Origin of the sequence: Photorhabdus cinerea, assembly GCF_011189575.1 — a bacterium.
In the GTDB taxonomy this organism is placed as follows: domain Bacteria; phylum Pseudomonadota; class Gammaproteobacteria; order Enterobacterales; family Enterobacteriaceae; genus Photorhabdus; species Photorhabdus cinerea.
The window spans coordinates 57,336-78,609 of sequence record NZ_PUJW01000003.1; the positions used below are offsets into that span (position 1 = coordinate 57,336).

The window sequence follows — 21,274 nt, forward strand, 5'->3', positions numbered from 1 at the left end:
AGCATATACAATTTCGTTTATAACCCAAAAATATTTTTACTTAACTTTTAACTCTATTCGTGTTCATATCACATGGAATGACTATTGCTTAATTATTGCGATAGTCTATGTTTCCGAATTTTATAATCTTGACTTTACTTAAATGATATTGATAATCGTTATCATATATACTTATAACAAGTAAGGCTTGAACTCATGAAGAAAAAACATTCTCTGCTCCCGTCCCCCATACTGGGAATGACTTTGATTCTCCTATCTATAGTTTTATTTAGCCAGCAGGCATCTGCCACCAAAAAATTCAAAGTCGTCACCACCTTTACTATCATTCAGGATATAGCACAAAATGTAGCAGGTGATGCCGCAATTGTTGAATCAATTACTAAACCAGGCGCTGAAATCCATGATTATCAACCTACCCCCAAAGATATTATTAAATCCCAACGTGCTGACTTGATCCTGTGGAATGGATTGAACCTAGAGCGTTGGTTCGAGCGTTTCTTTGAAAACCTAAAAGACATACCCGCAGTTGTTATTACTGACGGCATTCTACCATTACCTATCCGTGAAGGGCCTTATAACGGGAATCCTAACCCTCACGCATGGATGTCACCAACAAACGCTTTAGTCTATATTGAAAATATTCGCAAAGCATTTGTGAAATATGATCCTGAAAATGCAGAAATCTATAATGGGAATGCCAAAGCCTATGCTGAAAAAATCGCCAAATTGGATTCTCCGCTGAGAGAGCGTCTTTCCCGTATTCCACAGGATCAGCGTTGGCTAGTTACCAGTGAAGGAGCTTTTAGCTATCTGGCCAAGGATTATCAATTCAAGGAAGTTTATCTGTGGCCAATCAATGCAGAAGAACAAGGCTCACCACAACAAGTTCGTTATGTCATTGATACGGTAAGAGCAAATAAAATCCCAGTTGTATTCAGCGAAAGTACAATTTCTGATAAACCAGCCAAGCAAGTCAGTAAAGAAACTGATGCCCGTTATGGTGGTGTTCTTTATGTAGACTCACTCTCCAGTAGTAACGGCCCAGTACCAACATATATCGATTTGTTGAACAAAACAGTAGATACAATAGCAAAAGGATTTAATCAATGAATTGCAGTAAGCCGTTTGAACATCCTCATTTAGTGGTTGATGATGCCACTGTGACTTATAACAACGGTCACACCGCTATTTATGACGCAAGTTTTTCTATCACTGGCGGTACTATCTGTGCGTTAGTTGGCATTAACGGTAGTGGTAAGTCCACATTGTTTAAGACTATTATGGGCCTACTAAACCCATCCCAAGGGAAAGTTACCCTGAGCGATATGCCTGTCAAAAGTGCTTTAAAGAAAAATATCATTGCATATGTACCCCAGACAGAAGAAGTTGACTGGAACTTTCCAGTACTGGTTTCCGATGTTGTTATGATGGGTCGCTACGGCAAAATGGGATTCCTGAGAATCCCAGGTAAAAAAGATCACCAAGCTGTTGATGAAGCGCTTGAACGTGTTGGCTTAACTGCTCTACGCAACCGGCAGATTGGTGAACTTTCAGGCGGACAAAAAAAACGGGTTTTTCTTGCAAGGGCCTTGGCTCAGGAAGGTAAAGTTCTGTTACTAGATGAACCGTTCACCGGTGTTGATGTAAAAACAGAGAATGCCATCATTGACTTACTGTGTGATTTACGTGATGAGGGCCATCTGGTTCTGGTTTCAACACACAACCTTGGTAGTGTGCCTGAATTCTGTGACCATGTTATCCTGATCAACCGAACTGTTCTGGCAAGTGGCCCAACAGAAACAACATTCACCCAAAAGAATTTAGAAAGGACTTTTGGTGGAGTACTCCGCCATATCAATCTATCCGGACCAGAATTACATGATGATGATGACCCACGTTCTCTGACTGTCATTACTGATGATGAACGCGCGGCAGTGTTTTATGGTCATAACCACCATGTTCCGCCGCGGCAAACTCAGCAAAAGGAGAAACGCCAACCATGATAGAACTTTTGCTGCAACCTTTTCACTATAACTACATGGTGAAAGCCATCTGGGTCAGCGCTATTGTCGGTGCCGTCTGTGCTTTTCTTTCCGCCTATCTGATGTTAAAAGGCTGGTCATTGATGGGAGATGCTCTTTCTCACTCAGTTGTGCCTGGTGTTGCCGGTGCTTACGCACTGGGTCTTCCCTATGCTGGTGGCGCTTTTTTTACTGGTATGCTGGCAGCCCTGTCGATGACTCTGGTTCGTCATATTACTCGCTTACGTGAAGATGCGGTGATCGGGTTTATATTTTCTACCTTCTTTGCTGCCGGCTTATTAATCGTTTCTCTTAATCCAACATCTGTTAACGTACAAACCATTATTCTCGGCAATATTCTTGGTATCGCTGATGAAGATGTTCTTCAGGTTGAAATCATTATTGCAGTTTCATTTATCGTGTTAATGTTTATCTGGAAAGATTTACTCGTCGTGTTCTTTGATGAAACCCATGCACGTTCTATTGGCCTATCGCCCTTGAGGATGAAAATTATTTTTTTTACTTTATTGAGCGCATGTACAGTTGCAGCTTTACAAACTGTTGGCGCCATTCTAGTGATCGCAATGGTAGTAACTCCAGGAGCAACGGCTTATTTGCTGACTGATCGTTTTAAGCACCTATTAATAATTGCAATTGCTATTGGTTCCCTAACCAGTGCATTTGGTGCTTACCTAAGCTTCTTTCTTAATGGTGCCACCGGTGGTGTCATCGTCACACTTCAAACAGTTATTTTCTTATTAGCGTTCTTCTTTGCACCAAAACACGGGCTATTAGCTTCTCGTATACGTGCCAGAAAAGAATCCTCGGCATTGGCTCAGGAGACGCAATCATGAATGAGTTGATTCAACTAATCATTGAACCATTTATGTTTCCGTTCATGCAGCGGGCAATATTCGCAGCTATTGTAACAGGCGCAGTGTGTGCGATGCTTTCTTGCTATCTGGTACTTAAAGGCTGGTCGTTAATGGGTGATGCTATCTCTCATGCAGTATTACCAGGAATTGTTCTGGCTTTTGCTGCCGGGATACCACTGGCTATTGGCGCATTTCTTTCTGGTATTTTTTGTGCTTTCGCAACAGGATATCTGAAAGAACACAGCCGAATAAAAGAAGATACTGTTATGGGAATTGTCTTTTCTGGTATGTTCGCTTTTGGTCTGGTTCTTTTTGCCCGAATGGATACCGACCAGCATCTCACTCACATTTTGTTTGGTAATATGTTAGGGATAACCAAAGATGAATTGAATCAAACATTATGGATCACCTGTATTACCATGGTGGTGGTACTGCTGAAACGCAAAGATTTCATGCTTTACTGCTTTGATCCTAATCAAGCGCGTGTAGTGGGATTGCCTGTTAAATTTTTACATTACGGCTTGCTTTGCCTGCTAGCAATGACGATTGTCGCCTCCTTACAGGCTGTAGGAATGATTTTAGTCATTGCAATGTTGATATCGCCGGGAATTATCGCTTTCACGTTATGCCGCAGCTTTGATCGAATGTTAATTGTCGCTATTATTGCATCAGTCAGTTCCTGTGTTCTTGGTACACTTATTAGTTTCCACATTGATGGAGCAACAGGCCCGTGTATTGTTATTGTCCAAGCTATTTTCTTTACACTGGCATTGGCTTACAGTCAAATAAAACTGGCAAGAATAAAATCCAAACATAAAACGCATCAAGTTTCTCTGAAGATCTCTAACGAACCCAATCAATAACAAAAAGGGTTATATCCGTTTTGAGATATAACCCCGTTAATCATCTTTTTTACCTGATCATATATTTTCTCTGACTATAATTGTTAATTGTTTATAAAGTGATTAAGGGCGTAGAGAGGTGAACCATGTGGCAAGCAGTAAATCGTTTGTTGAATGAGCATTTCGGTGTTGCCGAAATTCGCGATAAAACCGAGTTAGTCGGAGGCGATATCCATCAATCCTGGCGAGTCGTTCATGGAGAAAGGCAAATTTTTGTCAAATCTAACATGAGGGAAATGCTTCCTGTCTTCAAAGCAGAATCAGAACAACTTGAACTATTGGCACGCAGCCAAACTATCCGTGTCCCGGCTGTTTATGGTATTGGCAGTGATCGTGATCATAGTTTTTTATTGCTTGAATTTCTGCCTTTAAAATCTTTTGATCCTCACAGTGCCTACTGTTTCGGCCAACAACTGGCCGCACTTCATCAATGGAGTGAACAACCTCAATTCGGCTTTGATTTTGACAATATGCTAGCAACAACACCACAACCAAATGGCTGGCAACGTCGTTGGCATCAATTTTATGCGGAGAAAAGGGTTGGTTGGCAATTACAGATTGCGGCAGAAAAAGACATGATATTTGGTCATATTGATAATATCGTTCAAGCTGTAAGTAACAAACTCCAACATCACCATCCACAACCCTCTCTCTTACATGGAGATCTCTGGCCAGCCAATTGTGCTTCTCTAGATGATCATGCAGTTGTTTTCGACCCAGCCTGTTATTGGGGAGATCGTGAATGTGATTTCGCTATGTTACCATTATACTCAGACCTACCAATGCAAATCTTTGATGGCTATCAGAGCGTATGGCCACTCCCCATCAACTTCATTGAGCGACAACCTGTATACCAACTCTACTACTTACTTAACCGGTGCAACCTGTTTGGTGGTGATAATTTTGCTGCAGCTCAAAACATTATCGATAACATTCTGGCCGAAGATAGCCAATAAGTAACTAATCAAGCTGCGAAAACATTTTATTCCGCAGCTATAATCATCGGAGAACTTACCAACCTAAAATTCCTAGTATAAAATAAGCGATTACACCGATAATTACCGGTGAAATATATAAGATATAAATCTGACTGAACAGTGTATGATGAGGAAGTTTAATTCTTGATTCAATCTGCTCTCTTGTCAGACCATCGCTACCTTTAGCTCTTTCAAGAATAAGCTGATCTTCAATATTTTCACGTATAAACTTTACTTGCCTATACATACGTTGACCAGATGCACTCATAGCGAGACCAACAAAAATAAGGAAATAGATAATCAAAAAACCAAGAGTTGATCCTGTAAAATCAACCCAAAGATCAGGCGTTGGCGAATTTTTCCAGAAAAAATCCAAGAATGGAGTATTGAAACGCACCATTTCCGCCATCATTTTCAGAAAATCATCCAAAACAGCATTGATGCCATCACCTTTAATACCTTGCTGCCAAACAAGATTGATCACAGAAACGATAGTCGATAAAAGTGCCGGAATAAAAATCACCCAACCTAAGACTCGCTTAATAATAGCGATATATCCAGCTTTCTGGTAAGTCATCAATATCCCTCGTAGTAATAATTTTTGTCTAATCATAGCCCATCAGTCATTAAATTTAACTTTATATTTAATTAACTAAGCATTTCTTACCATGTTCCCAATAAGAAAAAGATTTCATCTATCAGGATTGCTACAATCAGTTTTCGCTAACTATATAACCAGTGGGAGATGCGAATGTCCTTTCATTTACCAATAAAAGCAGCCATTTTTGATCTGGACGGTTTGCTGATTGACTCTGAACCCTATTGGACCCAAGGAGAGAAAAAAGTATTCAGTGAATTAGGCTTGGATCTATCTTTGGCGGAAAAACTACCAGATACTCTTGGACTACGTATTGACCATATTGTAGAGCTATGGTACCAAGCTTCTCCGTGGCAAGGTGTACCGAAATCAGAAGTAGAACAGCGGATTATCGACCACGTTATCAATTTGATAAAAGAAAACCGCCCTTTACTCCCAGGCACTGAACATGCTTTAAGCCTTTGCCGTGAACAGGAATTGAAAATCGGCCTAGCCTCAGCTTCCCCACAATATATGTTGGAACAAGTGTTAAAAATGTTCAACTTGCGTCATTATTTCAATACTGTCGTTTCGGCTGCCAAATTACCTCATAGTAAACCCAATCCCGAAGTTTATTTACGCTCTGCTGAACAACTGGGGGTTGCCCCAGTAAATTGTGTAGCTTTAGAAGCTTCATTTAATGGAATGATAGCAACAAAAGCAGCGAGAATGCGTTCAATCGTTGTACCATCAGCTCATCATTTCAATGATCCACGTTGGGCATTAGCTGATATTAAACTGCATACACTCGAACAACTAAATGTAACGGATATCGTTTGACTATGACTTTAACTGCTATTATCTGTTCAGATGGCAGTTCTTGATTGTTCACATAGCAGCCTTAGTGCTTATATCTTATTCTGTCAAATAAAAACTTGATTAAATATTAATGTTATTTATTAATAAATAACATATTTTTGTTTTTCACCCTCTATCTTACCCGCATAAAACCCACTATACTCGCCCACTGTATGGATAGACAGTCACCAGTCAGAGGAATTTATGACCGCGGAAGGGCATCTTTTATTTTCAGTTGCCAGCATTATTCTGGCGCAAAAACTCAAAATAACACCAGAAATAGCTAATGGTGACTGGTTACATATGCTACCAGGAGTGCTTCTCACCGCATTGTTACCAGATATAGATCACCCAAATTCAACCCTGGGTAAATTATTCAGGTTTATCTCCATACCAATCGCCAAATTATGTGGGCACAGAGGATTTACTCATAGTCTCCTTGCCCTCGTATTAGGTGTTGCCTTATTTTGGCTGAAAATACCAGAAGAGTGGCTTATCCCAACTGATTTTTTCCATGCCATGATTGTTGGCTATCTCAGTCATCTGATTGCAGATATGCTGACTCCCGCTGGTGTACCGTTATTATGGCCAATAAAGATACGTTTTCGCCTACCTGTGCTTGGCAAGCAGGGAAACAAGAAAGCAGAAAGATTTATTTCTGTTCTATTGATCGCTATCGCCATTTTCCTACCAGAACACATTAAATACTCCATATTTTTTTATATAGATTGCATCAAGGAACTCTATTTTTAATGCCCTGATTGACTAAAACTAAATCTTAATTATTACATTTGTTATATCAAATTCGATCTAGTTATAAATAGGAATAATTTAAGCTGATATTATGTTCCCCAACTGCTTGTTGTAATGTGTTCGTTTACAAACTTACACGATTCAATACAGCTTATTACCTAACTAATTGAATTCTGGAGTTTGGGAATGAATTTATCACTCATTCTGAATGTGCTCGTTTTCGCAGCGCTGCTTTTGCTATTGTCAAAAGCCAGTTCACATCAATGGAGTCTGTCGAAAAAGGTTCTTGTCGGCCTTGCCATTGGCGTTATTTTTGGCCTGGCACTACAACTCATTTATGGTCCCGATAATGCCACAGTGAAAGAATCAGTATCATGGTTCAACATTGTTGGCAATGGTTACGTACAGCTTTTGCAAATGGTGATTATGCCTCTGGTATTTGCCTCTATTCTGAGTGCGGTTGCCAAATTACATAAAGCATCTTCTTTAGGAAAAATCAGTTTTCTAACCATCGGAATGCTGCTGTTCACTACAATGATCGCAGCACTTGTCGGTATCATTATTACCAACCTGTTCGGCCTGACTGCAGAAGGTCTAGTTCAAGGAACCCAAGAAACAGTACGCCTGTCTGCTATCGAAAATAACTATATGGGCAAAGTCTCTGACTTGTCTGTGCCGCAGTTAATTTTGTCTTTTATTCCTAAAAACCCATTTGCTGATTTAACTGGCGTCAATCCAACTTCTGTTATCAGTGTTGTTATTTTTGCAACCTTCCTGGGTATTGCTGCGTTGCAAATGCTGAAAGATAATCACCAACGTGGTGAGCAAGTATTAGTCGCTATCGATACTATGCAAGCATGGACAATGAAATTGGTTCGTCTGGTTATGCGCCTGACGCCATATGGTGTCATGGCTCTGATGACTAAAGTTGTCGCTAACTCTAACATCCACGAAATCGTGAAACTGGGCAGTTTTGTTATCGCATCCTATATTGCACTAGCTCTGATGTTTATTGTTCATGGGTTTCTGCTCTCTCTTACTGGCATCAATCCAGTAAAATTTTTTAAAAAAACCTGGCCAGCGCTAACCTTTGCATTCACCAGTCGTTCAAGTGCAGCCAGTATTCCACTGAATGTTGAAACCCAGACACTTCGTATCGGTGTACCTGAGTCTATCGCCAGTTTCTCTGCATCTTTCGGTGCAACAATTGGTCAGAATGGTTGTGCCGGTATTTATCCTGCCATGCTGGCAACCATGGTTGCTCCAACAGTAGGAATAAATCCATTTGACCCCATGTGGATCGCGACACTAGTTGGTATTGTAACTATCAGCTCTGCTGGCGTTGCCGGCGTAGGTGGAGGCGCTACATTTGCCGCATTAATCGTTTTACCGGCAATGGGGTTACCTGTAACGTTAATTGCCCTATTGATTTCTGTTGAGCCTCTTATTGATATGGGCCGCACAGCCTTGAATGTAAGTGGTTCAATAACCGCAGGTACAATTACCAGCCAATTGCTGGGGAAAACCGATACAGCCATCTTCAATCAGGAAGAAGAAACTAGGTTAAATCAGCTATAAATTTTTAAAAGCTGGGAAACACTCCCAGCTTTTTTACTTCATTCACAATATTATTTATTCAGGTATTGACCACTACGCAGTGCTTCAATACGCTTATCTAATGGCGGGTGAGACAGAAACAGCTCACTGAATGTTTTAGATTTCCCATTAATACAGAACGCCATCATACTGCCCTCTTCTTGCGGCTCATAACTGGTTTTCAGACGCTGTAAGGCAGCAATCATCTTCTCACGGCCCACCAACCTGGCAGAACCTGCATCTGCATGGAATTCACGATAACGAGAAAACCACATAGTAATAATACTCGCCAGAATACCGAATACTATTTCCAGCACCATTGAAACAACCATGTAAACAATCGGATTACCGGAATTACTACTTTCTTCTTCGTCATCGTTGCCTGACAGAAAACTTGATACAGCCTGAGCCAACAAACGGGAGATAAAGATAACAAAAGTATTTACTATCCCTTGCAACAAAGTCATGGTCACCATATCACCATTAGCAATATGGCTAATCTCATGAGCGATAACAGCTTCCGCTTCTGCTCGGCTCATATTGTCCAATAGACCGGTACTGACAGCTACCAGCGAAGCATTACGACGCGCTCCGGTAGCAAATGCATTAATATCAGGCGCAGCATAAATTGCAACCTGTGGCATAGCAATATTGACTTGCTCTGCCTGACGGCGAACAGTTTCTACCAACCAGTGTTCAATTTCATTTGTTGGCTGTTCTATAACCTGACCACCAACAGAACGCAGAGCCATCCATTTGGACATCAGTAGAGAAACAAACGCTCCACCGAATCCGAACAAACCAGCCATAATCATCAGACCCTGTACACTACTTCCCTGAATTCCTGTCAGAGAAAGTATTATCCCGAACACCAACATAACAGCAAGGTTGGTGAGGAGGAACAAAGCAATTCGCATCATAATAAACGGGCTTCCTTTATTAATAATCAATACATTTTCAGAGTTATCCTATAAATAAGGCTATTCTTGCTATATTCAAGGTTTTTAGCTCTTCAAACGATAAAATCAACACAACTTTACAAAATCATAAAATACCAACATTAGCCTAACACCTATTGGTTAAGCAAAATACTTTGACACCAAGTAACACAAGGAAATTGTGAAACAGCTCATCCTTCCCGAAAAATAAAAATCGTCTCAAAAAAAGCCGCTTATATACTGAAAGCTAGTACCGTTCACTCAACGCATCTGAGATGAACGGTATTGGGCATTATTAAACTGGTTATTTAATCTATTGCTCTACTTAGATCGAGATAACATTTTCTCAGCAGGCTGGTGTGCCAAATCAAGCGCAATCTTCACTGACTCATCAAGATATGGATCTGGCCCTTGATAATCCTTAGGTAAATCATCCAGTGATGCTAATGGTTTCTTTCCTTCTCGTTTAAAGCGATCATTAATCCGGTTCAACTTCAGAGCATCATCTTCTTTATTCTCTTTCTCTCTTTGTACATAGTTCAGAGAAACAATATTTTTATGCTCTTTCATCGCCTTATAGTGAGCAATGTCCTCATTGATATACTTAAATTCTGGATCATTTGCGATACGAGCATTATGGGCCACAGTTAACTGAGGAACTAACCCTGCAATAACTTTAGACCCTGTATAACGGGCAGGAGGAATGCTATCCCAAGGCAAAGCATTATCTTCAAAACTCTCTCCTGTTTCCGCCAGATCAACCCCCGTTGGCATCACAATATCAGGTGTCACACCTTTACGTTGAGTACTACCGCCATTTACACGATAGAATTTCTGAATCGTATACTGGACAGAACCCAGTGATGGCCAATCAGGACGCATCATTTGATCGTAAATACGACTCAAAGAACGATATTGTTGAACAGTACCTTTACCAAAAGTTGGCTCCCCAACAATCAAGGCACGCCCATAATCCTGCATTGCTGCAGCAAAAATCTCAGAAGCAGAAGCACTAAAACGGTCTACCAAAACAACCAAAGGCCCTTTATAGTACACCACTTCATCAGTATCAGAATCCTGCCGAATTTTCCCATTATTATCCCTGACTTGCACCACCGGGCCACTTGGCAGAAATAGACCAGACAAAGAAACCGCTTCTGTCAGTGCACCACCACCATTGCTACGCAGATCTATGACAATAGCACTAACATGTTGCTTAGTTAGTTTCTGTAACTGAGTTTTAACATTATCAGTCAAGCCAACATAAAAACCTGGAATATCAAGAACCCCCACTTTTTCTTTACCGATTGTCTTAACTGACATCTTCACTGCCCGGTCTTCCAGGCGAATCTGTTCACGAGTTAAAGTGATGGTACGTGGTTTCGCCCCTTTAGTATCAGAAATAACCTCAAGCCGTACTTTACTACCTTTAGGACCTTTAATCAGTGCGACCACATCATCCAAACGCCAGCCAATAATATCCACCATTAGCTTTCCTGATTGACCGACACCGATAATCTTATCACCTACTTTTAGCTCTTTACTTTTGGCTGCGGGGCCACCAGCAACCATAGAATTTATGACAGTGTAGTCATCGTCTATCTGTAAAACAGCACCAATTCCTTCAAGGGAAAGGCTCATTTCTGAGTTAAATTGTTCAGTATTGCGTGGTGAAAGGTAATTGGTATGAGGATCAATTTCACGAGCAAACGCAGTCATAATCAATTGGAAAACATCTTCACTTTGGCTTTGTGTCAGACGTTTTAGCGCAAACTGATAACGTTTGGTCAGCACTTCTTCAATTTCTTTATCATCTTTACCCGCAAGTTTGAGATTGAGCCAATCAAATTTAACTTTAGCATCCCAAAGCCTATTCAGCTCTTCTACACTCTGTGGCCAAGGAGCTTTAGACCGATCAACATCAATTGTATCGTTACCATCAAAACTCATTGGCTGTTCAAGACGAGATAAAGCATACTGATAACGTTCAAAACGGCGTTTCTGTAACAGATTAAACAGGTCATACGGGATTTCCAGATTCCCGCTTTCCAATTCCTGGCCCAACAATTTTTTCTTATCAGCATACTGAGCTACATCTGACGCCAGCAATATATTATGGCTGTAATCCAGTATATTGAGATAACGGTCAAAGATTTTTGCTGAAAAACCACCATCTAAATTAAATTGACGGTAATGAGAACGAATGAAGCGGGATGTTACCCGCTCGCTCACAGTTGAATGCTGAGGCTCTTGTTTCAATATAGGCAATTGCTCAATACGAACAGGGACAGTTGCTGGACTGTTTGTATTTGCATAACAAGTACCAAAAATTGAAACGCTTAAGACAAAAGCCAGCTTGACGAATTTGTTCATGCTTGGGTTGGCCTCCGTATCAGAACTGTAAATGTTCTGCGCGTACAATCATTGCCAGACCAGAAGGCAATTGTACTCGTACACCATCTTTAGCGATTTCAAGCACAGAGGCATCCATCGAGCTTTTACCTACCCTGACTTTAATTTCCTGACCAATTTTCAGCAATGAAACATCAGCAATCTGAGTCGGTGTAGGCTGACTAGGTTTAGCAACAGGTTTACGTGCTTGTTGCTGAGGGCGACTTTGTTGGCGTGGCTGCCGTTTTTCCCCTTCAGTATTATTAGCACGGCGACGAGGAGCCGGCTTCCTGGCAATTGGACTCTCATTTTTTTCACCGGCAGCTACATTTTCAGCTTCACGTTTTTTGACTCTTTGCTCTGCACGCTGGGCCTGAACCCGTGCTTTGGCTTCAGTCAGTTGCTGGAGAGCATGCTCAATATGTTCCGCATCCAATTCACCGCATGAGTTACCATCAAGGTCAACACGTTGTGCCCCCTCTTTAACACCATACAGGTAACGCCAGCTTGATGTGTACAGACGCAAGGCAGAGCGCAATTGTGTTTTACTTAAACATTCTTCGTCCTGAATACGTTCAACGATATCCTGAAAGATACCGATCTTTAAAGGACGAGCTTCACCTTCGGCTACGAAACAGAGCGGAAAGCGCTCAGCTAAAAAAGCAATGATTTCTTTACTACTATTCAACTTAGGTTGATTTTCCATGAAATTTCCTGATTACAACGGTTTTGCCAACCAGCATAGGCATGAACTGGCGTCATTATAATAGCGTTGTTGATAAATGCCACGTTATCCATATGTTAAGTTACATTCAACTCAACATATTTCGGCACAACGCACTGTTCTAAATGAGCACAGAGCCCATCAATAAGGGCTTGTAAGCCAAATTCATCTTCTTCATCAAACCGATGAAAAATCGTACTATCAATATCTAATACACCTATGATTCTATCGTTTACAAGCAATGGCAACACAATTTCTGCGTTACTAGCAGCATCACAAGCAATATGACCAGGGAATTCATGAACATCATTAACACGTTTAATACGCTTTTCTGATACAGCAGTTCCGCATACCCCTTTGCCAACAGGTATTCTGACACAGGCAACCTTTCCCTGAAATGGCCCCAGAACCAACGTATCACCATCAATCAGATAAAAACCGACCCAGTTAACGTCATGAAGACGTTCATACAGCAATGCACTAGCATTAGCGAGTGTCGCTATTAAGTCATACTCACCAGACAACAGAGCTTTTAAGTCTCCAGTAAGATCCCGATAGAACTCATTTTTATTCATATTGACCTATCCGATGAAATTTACAAAACGCATCTCTATTTTTATATCAAAAAAATATCAAATGCCCATAACAATAAGGTTAACAGCCTGTCACACTGACGTAAATTTTTTACTGTCTCTGTTAAGATATTCTTTATTATATTTATCGAACGTTTATCAAGATTGGTGAGATATCACACCTCTTACCAAAACACCAAAAGGTGCAGCCAATATAAGTATAATGCATAGTAAACGCCTCTATACCTCCTACAATAAAAATCAGACTGTATTCTCTCACATTGCAAAGGTAAATTATCTGGGAACCAATCAATAGAGTAGAGAAAAGCAAAACATTCAAACAATTTATCCGTAGAATTATTACACTTGCCACTCTATCATTAACGCTTTTGGCTCCGACAATTACACCAAATAAATATTTCCTACTGAATGTGGAAAAAGCCAAAGAATGACAAAGATGAAAAAAGCAATATTACAAAACTAAGTTTTAGCACAGATAGTTATAACAGCAATATCATCTAACGATTATCCAATACAGGAAATATTATTACTGGCAATCTCAGTCATTTGATCTATTCTCAAATGATGGCCTTACTGGTCGTACCTGTTAATTGAAATTAAGGAGCCATCATGAACCAGACAAAATTGAGAATTTCCAGCTACGAAATTGACGATGCTATTCTGTCCCAACCTTCCGCAGACGACGATACTACCATTAGCATTCCTTGTAATTCTGACCGCGAACTTTGTATGCAGTTAGATGGATGGGATGAACATACCAGTATCCCCGCCTTATTAAACGACAAACAAATTCTGTTATACAGAAAACATTATGACAAACAAAAACACGCATGGGTGATGAGGGTAGTCTGATGTCCAAAAAATTTCTAACAAAAAAAAGCCGAGTTGACTCCTCTACTCGGCCTAGGGAAAATGGCTCTTAAGAGCCGTGCGCTAAAAGTGTCATTGAGACGTAAAACAACTTACAACTTAAAGCGTAGCTGACATATTACGTTTAAACAACCTCTTGGACAATAAACGGCCAACATGGTGTTTATTAAGTCAAACATCACGATATGGCTTAGCTCAATGACATTATTTTTTATCGCATTACTTTCTATCACATAGTGTTAAAGCTGCTCTCTGGAATGGTTCTATGCTCATTTTTTGATCCGGATTATTACTGTCATCTAATAGAATAATATCCAGAGACTTAGCATTCACTTTCCCTTCCCTGACCATCTCTGTGGCTATATCATTCAATGGGTATTGCACCAGTGTGCTTGGATTAATCACAAACAAAGCCTTATTGGCTCTGCAATCCAGCATCACTTCTTCCCGAGTAAATGCCCATTTATCACCAAATTGCAGCTTACTCACCGTTTCAATAGGTGCAGCAATACCTTGAAAAGCCAGACAGAATAAAGAAAGTAATAAAAATAAACGTTTCATAATAGTTACCAATGTGTAGATATAAGGGCAAACGAAGCAAATTATCCTCACGTACTACGTGTGCGCTCCAGTTTCTGCACGTTATCCGTGTTCCACTATTTATTATCACCAATAAACTGCACCAATAACACCTACTAAAACAAGCTGCTAGTTAAAAAAATCAAATCGGCTGATAAGTAGCAAAAACAGCAACACATAATAAAACCAACGCCCCAAAAATAATTTCAATCCAACTATTTATAATCAGCAGTTGATAGCGACCAGGTTGCCTTAGTTTAGGAACCAAGATATAACGGTTAATCAATGCAAGCATCACCATAGCCGCTACCAGCGCTATCTTCAGCCATAGCATTGACTGATATTCAGTACCGCTATACTCCGGCCAATCAGGGAGCAAAATCAAGCTACTTATCATGCCTGTAACGATAATAAGGATTACCGCGATATGGCCATAAGTGGAAAAACGCACCATAGAAATCATAACTTGCCTATCCAACCCTACAGCTAGTTCATTCCGTATACGCAAAAATTGCAGGCATAACAAAAACGGCCATAATCCCCCAAACCAGTACCCAGCACTTAATAGGTGAATAACCTGATTAATCTGATGAAGGATACCCAACATGCCATCATGTATTACCGCATGACCTATAAGAGCATGGCAAGACAGTAAAATGGTAGAGCTGATTAACATCAGAATATTTCTGGCTTTTTGGTTATTGATAAACAAGAACCCTGTAGTAACTACTGCAACCAATATTTGCCACTGCCAGATCTTGCCAAAGGTTGTTCCTAGTACTGCCAGCCAGATTTCTGGATTATAAGTATCCTGCCAGCCATCTCCCATTAGCCCCGCTTGTATCACCAACCAGCCAATTGCTGTTATTAATGCCACAACTGTATTGATAATTACCCCCAAACGGAGGCGGGCATCAATTAGGACAGAGAGGCGATCAGGAACCAACATAGCAGTAAATATGCTGAGACCAAACATCAACATAACTGCCACGAAATGAGTGAAGCGACAAAAGATATAAAGTGCCGCCAGAGACATAATTATTTAACTGTAAAGCTATAGATGCCTTTAGTCTTATGCCCATCAACCGAAACTACGCTCCAGTCAACATCATATTTACCTGCCACTAGCTTATCTTCGACAGGAAGGATAAGTTTTGTACTAGTTGCAGGATCAAGCCTCAATTGACCAGTTTTGATGGATTTATTTTCCGGGCCAGTCACTTTTACCTTACTGAAATTCAGTTCAATACCTTCTGAAAAGCTCAGAGTAATTACCTGTGGTGCATTTTCCACTGTGGTATCTTCTGCTGGAATTTGTTCTGTTAAATGCGCGTGAGCCAGAGCTTGCTGGCAAGACATACTGATAAACAAGACAACTAAAGCAGATAATTTCCGGCAAAAAGAACGAATTTCGCTGATAGTCATAAATAACCTCTTAATTTTCAGGTATATTCCTATAAATTAAGGCTATCTTATAACAAAGAAATTATTTTATCCGCGATAACTTACAATAAGAATTTCGTCTTGTGAACTATCGCGCAAAAACAAAGGAAAACCGCGGCACTAGCCTTAAATACCTAAAGTCATTGCCAGCTACTGCGGTTAATTAATTCCGTTCATTCAGATAGGGTTGGCAGTGGCCAGACCTTTCAGATCCTTATCCAACAGGAAGAGCGCCTTACCATCCTCACCAACCATCTCCAGTTTATCAAGAATAGACTTGAACAATTTCTCTTCTTCATGCTGCTCTGCTACATACCATTGCAGGAAGTTAAAAGTAGAATAATCCTGCGTTGTTATCGCCAGATGAGCGAGTTTATTAATTTCATTAGTAATAAATTTCTCGTGTTCGTAGGTTTTATTAAGTACATGAGACACGGATTCATAGTCTGCCGAAGGCGCATCAATCCGCCCTAAACGTGGCATCGTACCCGTATCACTCAGATAATCAAATAAGCGATGCATATGCTGCATTTCTTCTTGAGAATGCGACTTAAAAAATGCAGCGGCGCCAGCTAATCCTTTATCACAGCACCATGCACTCATTTGTAGATATAAATTCGCAGAATAGAACTCCAAATTCATCTGCTCACTTAATTTATTAACCATTTCTTGATTTAACATAATAAATACTCCTGTCATTAATTTACCTGTATTATGCCAATTAAATTGAAATAAAAAAACCCAACAAACAAAAATAAATCATAAAAATATATCATACTGAAATATAACAATATTTTCAATAAAACCAAATGGAAATGAATCTCATTTAATATATTTAAATGAAAATGAATTTTATTTTCAAAATAACCTTATCAAATAAATTCTTATATTTAATGATAATGAATATTATTTATATTTATAAAATTATCGATTCAGTTCTTGCCAAAAAAACCAGTCTGGATTAGCTTTATCATTTTATGAATTAGAATTTTAATTCAGGGAGAGACTCATGGGACATAATCTGGCTGAACTTTCTACAGAAAATATGGATAAAATCAATGTTGATCTGGCAGCATCTGGTGTGGCTTTTAAGGAACGTTACAATATGCCAGTACTTCCTGATACAGTTGAGCAGGGACAACCCACATACCTTCGAGAATATTTTCAACAACGCTTAGTGCATTATCGTCAATTATCCAAACAATTTTCCCGCTTACCCTACGACCCAAAAAATCGCTAGCCATCCAGCAAGAATTAATAACCACCGGATAACCGGTGGTTATATCAGATTACTGCTCGGCAAACTTATCCGTTGCACTAATAAGTTGATGTAAAATACCCGGCTCATCAAATGAATGTCCAGCTCCTTCAATGATGTGTAATTCTGCTTCTGGCCATGCCTGCGCTAGATCCCAAGCATTTTGCACTCGACAGGCCATATCATATCGGCCATGAATAATAACTGCCGGAATATTCCTTATAGCGTCAATATTATTTAACAGTTGCTGCTGCTCATTCATAAAACCCTCATTAATAAAATAATGATTTTCAATTCGGGCAAATGCCAAGGCAAACTCATCTTCTGTAAAAGACTCCACACTATCCGAAGGAAGCAATGTTACCGTCTCTCCTTCCCACAAGCTCCAGAGGCGAGCAGCTTCTAATTGAATTTGACGATCATCACTAGTCAATCGTTTGTTATATGCACCAATAACATCCTTTCGTTCTTCCTCCGATAAAATAGAGACAGTTCGTTGCCATTTATCCGGGAAGAAATTAGAAGCGCCATCCTGATAATACCAATGTAACTCTTGTGGCCTTAGCAGGAAAATCCCCCGAAGAATCAGTTCAGAAACTCGCTGAGGATGAACCTGTGCGTAAACCAGAGATAAAGTTGAACCCCATGAGCCGCCAAATACCAGCCATTTTTCTACCCCCATCAATTGACGTAAACGCTCAATATCTTCAACCAAATGCCAGGTAGTGTTATTTTCCAGGCTGGCATGAGGTTTTGAACGCCCACAACCACGCTGATCAAACAGCATGACATGATATTTCTTAAGATCAAATAGTCGGCGGTGGTAAGAAGCAATACCACCGCCAGGCCCGCCATGAATAAATACGGCGGGCTTACCCTCAGGATTACCACATAATTCCCAATAGATTTGGTGACCATCACCTGTGTCCAAATAACCAGAACGGTAAGCTTCACAGGCCGGATATAACTTTCTCAATTCTGACATAACATCTCCTTTACTGGTTAACACCAGATCTGGTGTCCATCTGATGACGGTTAGAGATATACCCGTTATCTTTCAAGTTGCCTCTTTGTTGGCTGCACTCGCTCCCTCCGGTCACATAGTTAGCTGTGCTCCCGGGGATTTGCTCCCTTGCCGTCGCGATGCATCTTAAAACCCATAAGGTATAACTATCAGAAAATGTTATTTCAGTTCGCTATAGCTAATTGTATTTTGCTGACAATCAACGATAACCTTGTAATCTTTGTCACGCTTAGAACCACGAACAGTAAGTGGAACTTTTAACACCTCTTTATCACCCGTGATATTTTCTGCATTTACCCACGCCACCGGTGTAGAAGTTCCCAACTGTTTTCTATCTTCTGACCAGCGGTTAATACGGTTTTGCAGAAAATCTCGCTTTACCTGAGCAGCAATCTGCGATTTGGTTAAATTATTGCAGGAAACAAATTTATCAACACGTTTGCTCTCTGACACAGCAAATACGGCAAATGAAACCGTAAACAAAAGCGCAGCACCTGATAAGCCAACTCTGTTAATGATATGACATGCTTTCATACTACCTCCTGTTAATATCTCAAAATAAGAGATTAAATATGGAGCTAACCTAACATGTCAGGTAAAAAAAATGTGTGATTATTGTTAAATAAATAATTTAATTATGTTCATTTTTAATCATCAAACACTACATTAACCTGCTCTTGACCTCTATGCTTATCGCGAAGCTCCTGGGCAACCAGCGCAATGGCTTCCCCACTGCTCATTCCTTCAGCCATCAATTGCTGAATTTTTTCCACTGCTAGTTGCTGTTCTTGGTGAGATAATGTTGGCATACCTGAAAACACGAGAATAACCTCAATAAATTGATCGACGACCAAGAGTATAGCGATTTTTAACTCAGGTAAGGAGTGGATTTCTATGTTAACCTCTGGCGATTAAAATTAATGACAACTTTCTGCGTTGCTATTGTTAAAACCAACACCACAAATGAATACTTCATTGCAAAAACGACAATTACCTTATCAATCAGATGCCGCCATCAACTATTTCGCGCCGATTTCAAACCAGCCTTGGGCAATGCTGCTCCATTCTGGCTCTGCAAACCATTCCCATAATCGGTTTGATATTCTGGTTGCAGAACCACTGATCACACTCCTTAGTCAGGATAAATCAACCGAAATAAAGAAGCATGGCACTACCTCTATTACTGAGGAAGATCCCTTTTACCTGCTAAAAAAACAGCTAGAAAATTTAAATATCACCGCAAAATTTAATCCTGATTTGCCATTTCAGGGCGGTGCATTAGGTTTATGGGGATATGACCTTGGACGTTGTATTGAGGAATTACCGTCACAAGCTAAAAATGAGCTGTCATTTCCAGATATGGCAATAGGTATTTATGACTGGGCTTTGATTGTCGATCATCACAAAAAAAAAGTGACTCTATTAAGTCACAATGACGCTGATGCGCGTCTAAACTGGCTTATATCCCACGGAAACTCGCCAGAAACAGCCTTTACGCTGACCAGCGAGTGGCAGTCAAATATGAGTGCTGAGCAATATAATGAGAAAATCCGTCACATTCATGACTATCTGTTAAATGGTGATTGTTATCAAGTTAATCTGTCACAACGATTTTGCGCTGACTATCGGGGAAATGAATGGCAGGCATTCGTGAAACTTAATGAGAGTAATCGTGCACCTTTTTCTGCCTTTATCCGTTTACCAGAAAACAGCGTGATCAGCGTTTCTCCTGAACGTTTCTTACTCCTGGAAAATAAACAAATTCAAACTCGCCCTATCAAAGGCACATTACCGCGCTTGAATCAGGCTGAAAAGGATACATTACAGGCTGAAAAACTAGCAACATCGAAAAAAGACCGAGCCGAAAACCTGATGATCGTCGATTTGTTGCGTAACGATATTGGTCGGGTCGCCACACCGGGTTCAGTTAAAGTTCCTGAACTATTTGTGGTTGAACAATTCCCTGCCGTTCATCATCTGGTCAGCACAATTACCGCAACACTACCCAATGAACAGCATGCCATAGATTTATTACGAGCCTGTTTTCCCGGTGGTTCTATCACTGGTGCCCCGAAAATCAGGGCAATGGAAATAATAGAAGAATTAGAGCCTCACCGCCGACATGGATATTGTGGTTCAATTGGCTATATTAGTTTCTGTGGCACAATGGATAGCAATATCACTATTCGTACCCTATTGACCGAGAAAGGAAAAATATATTGTTGGGCGGGTGGCGGAATTGTTGCAGATAGTATTGCTGAAAAAGAGTACCAGGAAACATTTGATAAATTGAATCGTATTTTGCCACAACTAGGGAAAATAAAATCGATATGATGCTACTATCTAATTTCATTAACAGATTTCAGTTACAACTTCCATCACATCCTAAACGGCCTTCAAATAACCGCCGCCATGCGGCGGTATTATTACCGATCATCAGCAAGCCGAGACCAACACTATTACTGACCCAACGCTCAATCACTTTACGATCACATGCCGGTCAAGTAGCTTTTCCAGGTGGTGCTGTTGATCCTGAAGATAAATCAATAATCGCCACAGCACTACGGGAAGCAGAAGAAGAAGTTAACATACCTCATCAGAAAGTTCAGGTTCTGGGGAAACTCCCCCCTTTAGACAGCATTAGCGGCTATCTAGTCACCCCGATTGTCGGATTACTCCCCCCCGGACTGCCTTTCCATAACAATCCGGCAGAAGTTTCCAATATATTCGAAGTTCCTCTATCTGATGCACTTTCACTGTCGAATTACCATCATCTTGATGTTAGCCGCCGTGGTCAGCAACATCGTATCTATTTTTATTGGTATCAAGGACAACTCATTTGGGGCTTGACAGCGGCAATAATTCATCAATTAGCTCAACAGATTCAAGTTTGAT

General features: G+C 40.3%; 25 protein-coding genes. 13 read left to right on the forward strand and 12 right to left on the reverse strand.

Features of this window, described 5'->3' with window-relative positions:
- Positions 1 to 195: 195 nt before the first annotated feature.
- The 5 genes from C5469_RS03760 (at position 196) to C5469_RS03780 (ending at position 4,754) form a co-directional block, all read left to right on the forward strand.
- Complete coding sequence (locus tag C5469_RS03760) at positions 196 to 1,110, forward strand: metal ABC transporter substrate-binding protein (protein ID WP_166302514.1); 915 nt, start codon at positions 196 to 198, stop codon at positions 1,108 to 1,110.
- Positions 1,107 to 2,003 carry a manganese/iron ABC transporter ATP-binding protein gene (locus C5469_RS03765; RefSeq protein ID WP_166302517.1) on the forward strand — a complete coding sequence of 299 codons (897 nt, stop codon included), beginning with the start codon at positions 1,107 to 1,109 and terminating at the stop codon, positions 2,001 to 2,003. The genes C5469_RS03760 and C5469_RS03765 overlap by 4 nt, the downstream gene beginning before the upstream one ends.
- Complete coding sequence (locus tag C5469_RS03770) at positions 2,000 to 2,875, forward strand: metal ABC transporter permease (RefSeq protein ID WP_166302520.1); 876 nt, start codon at positions 2,000 to 2,002, stop codon at positions 2,873 to 2,875. Before C5469_RS03765 ends, C5469_RS03770 begins: the two co-directional genes overlap by 4 nt.
- On the forward strand, positions 2,872 to 3,759 hold the full coding sequence (locus C5469_RS03775) for a metal ABC transporter permease (RefSeq protein ID WP_166302522.1): 888 nt from the start codon (positions 2,872 to 2,874) through the stop codon (positions 3,757 to 3,759). The genes C5469_RS03770 and C5469_RS03775 overlap by 4 nt, the downstream gene beginning before the upstream one ends.
- 125 nt (positions 3,760 to 3,884) lie before the next feature.
- Positions 3,885 to 4,754, forward strand: a complete 870-nt coding sequence (locus tag C5469_RS03780) for a fructosamine kinase family protein (RefSeq protein WP_166302525.1) — start codon at positions 3,885 to 3,887, stop codon at positions 4,752 to 4,754.
- A gap of 55 nt (positions 4,755 to 4,809) precedes the next feature.
- On the opposite strand, the gene C5469_RS03785 is transcribed toward C5469_RS03780, so the two are convergent.
- Entirely contained in the window at positions 4,810 to 5,352 is a 543-nt protein-coding gene (locus C5469_RS03785) for a YniB family protein (protein ID WP_166302527.1), read from the reverse strand.
- A 174-nt stretch (positions 5,353 to 5,526) separates the two neighbouring features.
- Between C5469_RS03785 and hxpB the strand changes: the two genes are divergently transcribed.
- The 3 genes from hxpB (at position 5,527) to C5469_RS03800 (ending at position 8,541) form a co-directional block, all read left to right on the forward strand.
- Complete coding sequence (hxpB, locus tag C5469_RS03790; protein ID WP_166302530.1) at positions 5,527 to 6,192, forward strand: hexitol phosphatase HxpB; 666 nt, start codon at positions 5,527 to 5,529, stop codon at positions 6,190 to 6,192.
- 222 nt (positions 6,193 to 6,414) lie between these two features.
- Complete coding sequence (locus tag C5469_RS03795) at positions 6,415 to 6,963, forward strand: metal-dependent hydrolase (protein ID WP_166302533.1); 549 nt, start codon at positions 6,415 to 6,417, stop codon at positions 6,961 to 6,963.
- 186 nt (positions 6,964 to 7,149) lie between these two features.
- Positions 7,150 to 8,541 (forward strand): L-cystine transporter, encoded by a 1,392-nt coding sequence (locus C5469_RS03800; RefSeq protein ID WP_166302535.1) that lies wholly within the window; start codon positions 7,150 to 7,152, stop codon positions 8,539 to 8,541.
- Positions 8,542 to 8,591: 50 nt separating this feature from the next.
- Here the strand turns inward: C5469_RS03800 and htpX are convergent, their stop codons facing one another.
- From htpX to C5469_RS03820, 4 genes are all read right to left on the reverse strand, one after another.
- Complete coding sequence (htpX, locus tag C5469_RS03805) at positions 8,592 to 9,479, reverse strand: protease HtpX (RefSeq protein ID WP_166302538.1); 888 nt, start codon at positions 9,477 to 9,479, stop codon at positions 8,592 to 8,594.
- 339 nt (positions 9,480 to 9,818) lie between these two features.
- Positions 9,819 to 11,870 carry a carboxy terminal-processing peptidase gene (gene prc / locus C5469_RS03810; protein ID WP_166302540.1) on the reverse strand — a complete coding sequence of 684 codons (2,052 nt, stop codon included), beginning with the start codon at positions 11,868 to 11,870 and terminating at the stop codon, positions 9,819 to 9,821.
- Positions 11,871 to 11,889: 19 nt separating this feature from the next.
- Positions 11,890 to 12,594: an RNA chaperone ProQ gene (gene proQ / locus C5469_RS03815; RefSeq protein WP_166302543.1), complete on the reverse strand. Its 705-nt coding sequence runs from the start codon at positions 12,592 to 12,594 to the stop codon at positions 11,890 to 11,892.
- A 95-nt stretch (positions 12,595 to 12,689) separates the two neighbouring features.
- Positions 12,690 to 13,187, reverse strand: coding sequence for a GAF domain-containing protein (locus C5469_RS03820; protein ID WP_166302546.1), 498 nt, complete (start codon positions 13,185 to 13,187; stop codon positions 12,690 to 12,692).
- 627 nt (positions 13,188 to 13,814) lie between these two features.
- On the opposite strand from C5469_RS03820, the gene C5469_RS03825 reads away from it, so the two are divergent.
- Positions 13,815 to 14,057: a DUF1480 family protein gene (locus C5469_RS03825; RefSeq protein WP_166302548.1), complete on the forward strand. Its 243-nt coding sequence runs from the start codon at positions 13,815 to 13,817 to the stop codon at positions 14,055 to 14,057.
- A gap of 237 nt (positions 14,058 to 14,294) precedes the next feature.
- On the opposite strand, the gene C5469_RS03830 is transcribed toward C5469_RS03825, so the two are convergent.
- The 4 genes from C5469_RS03830 to ftnA all read right to left on the reverse strand — a co-directional run bounded on the left by C5469_RS03830 (position 14,295) and on the right by ftnA (position 16,778).
- Positions 14,295 to 14,636 (reverse strand): YebY family protein, encoded by a 342-nt coding sequence (locus C5469_RS03830; RefSeq protein ID WP_166302551.1) that lies wholly within the window; start codon positions 14,634 to 14,636, stop codon positions 14,295 to 14,297.
- A gap of 160 nt (positions 14,637 to 14,796) precedes the next feature.
- The gene (gene copD / locus C5469_RS03835; RefSeq protein WP_166302553.1) at positions 14,797 to 15,690 is read right to left on the reverse strand and encodes a copper homeostasis membrane protein CopD; all 894 of its coding nucleotides are present in this window, start codon (positions 15,688 to 15,690) and stop codon (positions 14,797 to 14,799) included.
- A gap of 2 nt (positions 15,691 to 15,692) precedes the next feature.
- The gene (yobA, locus tag C5469_RS03840; protein WP_166302556.1) at positions 15,693 to 16,079 is read right to left on the reverse strand and encodes a CopC domain-containing protein YobA; all 387 of its coding nucleotides are present in this window, start codon (positions 16,077 to 16,079) and stop codon (positions 15,693 to 15,695) included.
- 195 nt (positions 16,080 to 16,274) lie between these two features.
- Positions 16,275 to 16,778, reverse strand: a complete 504-nt coding sequence (ftnA, locus tag C5469_RS03845) for a non-heme ferritin (RefSeq protein ID WP_166302559.1) — start codon at positions 16,776 to 16,778, stop codon at positions 16,275 to 16,277.
- 328 nt (positions 16,779 to 17,106) lie between these two features.
- Here ftnA and C5469_RS03850 point away from each other — a divergent pair, with 328 nt between their 5' ends.
- Positions 17,107 to 17,337 (forward strand): DNA polymerase III subunit theta, encoded by a 231-nt coding sequence (locus C5469_RS03850; protein WP_166302562.1) that lies wholly within the window; start codon positions 17,107 to 17,109, stop codon positions 17,335 to 17,337.
- A 49-nt stretch (positions 17,338 to 17,386) separates the two neighbouring features.
- On the opposite strand, the gene pip is transcribed toward C5469_RS03850, so the two are convergent.
- Entirely contained in the window at positions 17,387 to 18,340 is a 954-nt protein-coding gene (pip, locus tag C5469_RS03855) for a prolyl aminopeptidase (RefSeq protein ID WP_166302564.1), read from the reverse strand.
- Positions 18,341 to 18,383: 43 nt separating this feature from the next.
- Here pip and C5469_RS24005 point away from each other — a divergent pair, with 43 nt between their 5' ends.
- Positions 18,384 to 18,509, forward strand: coding sequence for a hypothetical protein (locus C5469_RS24005; protein WP_278249744.1), 126 nt, complete (start codon positions 18,384 to 18,386; stop codon positions 18,507 to 18,509).
- 29 nt (positions 18,510 to 18,538) lie between these two features.
- Here the strand turns inward: C5469_RS24005 and yebF are convergent, their stop codons facing one another.
- Positions 18,539 to 18,913, reverse strand: a complete 375-nt coding sequence (gene yebF, locus C5469_RS03860) for a protein YebF (RefSeq protein ID WP_166302567.1) — start codon at positions 18,911 to 18,913, stop codon at positions 18,539 to 18,541.
- A gap of 113 nt (positions 18,914 to 19,026) precedes the next feature.
- Positions 19,027 to 19,200, reverse strand: coding sequence for a YoaH family protein (locus C5469_RS03865; RefSeq protein WP_166302569.1), 174 nt, complete (start codon positions 19,198 to 19,200; stop codon positions 19,027 to 19,029).
- A 142-nt stretch (positions 19,201 to 19,342) separates the two neighbouring features.
- Between C5469_RS03865 and pabB the strand changes: the two genes are divergently transcribed.
- Complete coding sequence (gene pabB / locus C5469_RS03870; protein ID WP_166302572.1) at positions 19,343 to 20,713, forward strand: aminodeoxychorismate synthase component 1; 1,371 nt, start codon at positions 19,343 to 19,345, stop codon at positions 20,711 to 20,713.
- Positions 20,710 to 21,273: a CoA pyrophosphatase gene (locus C5469_RS03875; protein WP_166302575.1), complete on the forward strand. Its 564-nt coding sequence runs from the start codon at positions 20,710 to 20,712 to the stop codon at positions 21,271 to 21,273. The genes pabB and C5469_RS03875 overlap by 4 nt, the downstream gene beginning before the upstream one ends.
- Position 21,274: the final 1 nt, after the last annotated feature.

Excerpts from the sequence above, each read along its gene's own strand:
- C5469_RS03760 (WP_166302514.1), top strand. The coding sequence starts at position 196 with ATGAAGAAAAAACATTCTCTGCTCCCGTCCCCCATACTGGGAATGACT.
- C5469_RS03765 (WP_166302517.1), top strand. The coding sequence starts at position 1,107 with ATGAATTGCAGTAAGCCGTTTGAACATCCTCATTTAGTGGTTGATGAT.
- C5469_RS03770 (WP_166302520.1), top strand. The coding sequence starts at position 2,000 with ATGATAGAACTTTTGCTGCAACCTTTTCACTATAACTACATGGTGAAA.
- C5469_RS03775 (WP_166302522.1), top strand. The coding sequence starts at position 2,872 with ATGAATGAGTTGATTCAACTAATCATTGAACCATTTATGTTTCCGTTC.
- C5469_RS03780 (WP_166302525.1), top strand. The coding sequence starts at position 3,885 with ATGTGGCAAGCAGTAAATCGTTTGTTGAATGAGCATTTCGGTGTTGCC.
- C5469_RS03785 (WP_166302527.1), bottom strand. The coding sequence starts at position 5,352 with ATGACTTACCAGAAAGCTGGATATATCGCTATTATTAAGCGAGTCTTA.
- hxpB (WP_166302530.1), top strand. The coding sequence starts at position 5,527 with ATGTCCTTTCATTTACCAATAAAAGCAGCCATTTTTGATCTGGACGGT.
- C5469_RS03795 (WP_166302533.1), top strand. The coding sequence starts at position 6,415 with ATGACCGCGGAAGGGCATCTTTTATTTTCAGTTGCCAGCATTATTCTG.
- C5469_RS03800 (WP_166302535.1), top strand. The coding sequence starts at position 7,150 with ATGAATTTATCACTCATTCTGAATGTGCTCGTTTTCGCAGCGCTGCTT.
- htpX (WP_166302538.1), bottom strand. The coding sequence starts at position 9,479 with ATGATGCGAATTGCTTTGTTCCTCCTCACCAACCTTGCTGTTATGTTG.
- prc (WP_166302540.1), bottom strand. The coding sequence starts at position 11,870 with ATGAACAAATTCGTCAAGCTGGCTTTTGTCTTAAGCGTTTCAATTTTT.
- proQ (WP_166302543.1), bottom strand. The coding sequence starts at position 12,594 with ATGGAAAATCAACCTAAGTTGAATAGTAGTAAAGAAATCATTGCTTTT.
- C5469_RS03820 (WP_166302546.1), bottom strand. The coding sequence starts at position 13,187 with ATGAATAAAAATGAGTTCTATCGGGATCTTACTGGAGACTTAAAAGCT.
- C5469_RS03825 (WP_166302548.1), top strand. The coding sequence starts at position 13,815 with ATGAACCAGACAAAATTGAGAATTTCCAGCTACGAAATTGACGATGCT.
- C5469_RS03830 (WP_166302551.1), bottom strand. The coding sequence starts at position 14,636 with ATGAAACGTTTATTTTTATTACTTTCTTTATTCTGTCTGGCTTTTCAA.
- copD (WP_166302553.1), bottom strand. The coding sequence starts at position 15,690 with ATGTCTCTGGCGGCACTTTATATCTTTTGTCGCTTCACTCATTTCGTG.
- yobA (WP_166302556.1), bottom strand. The coding sequence starts at position 16,079 with ATGACTATCAGCGAAATTCGTTCTTTTTGCCGGAAATTATCTGCTTTA.
- ftnA (WP_166302559.1), bottom strand. The coding sequence starts at position 16,778 with ATGTTAAATCAAGAAATGGTTAATAAATTAAGTGAGCAGATGAATTTG.
- C5469_RS03850 (WP_166302562.1), top strand. The coding sequence starts at position 17,107 with ATGGGACATAATCTGGCTGAACTTTCTACAGAAAATATGGATAAAATC.
- pip (WP_166302564.1), bottom strand. The coding sequence starts at position 18,340 with ATGTCAGAATTGAGAAAGTTATATCCGGCCTGTGAAGCTTACCGTTCT.
- C5469_RS24005 (WP_278249744.1), top strand. The coding sequence starts at position 18,384 with ATGACGGTTAGAGATATACCCGTTATCTTTCAAGTTGCCTCTTTGTTG.
- yebF (WP_166302567.1), bottom strand. The coding sequence starts at position 18,913 with ATGAAAGCATGTCATATCATTAACAGAGTTGGCTTATCAGGTGCTGCG.
- pabB (WP_166302572.1), top strand. The coding sequence starts at position 19,343 with ATGAATACTTCATTGCAAAAACGACAATTACCTTATCAATCAGATGCC.
- C5469_RS03875 (WP_166302575.1), top strand. The coding sequence starts at position 20,710 with ATGATGCTACTATCTAATTTCATTAACAGATTTCAGTTACAACTTCCA.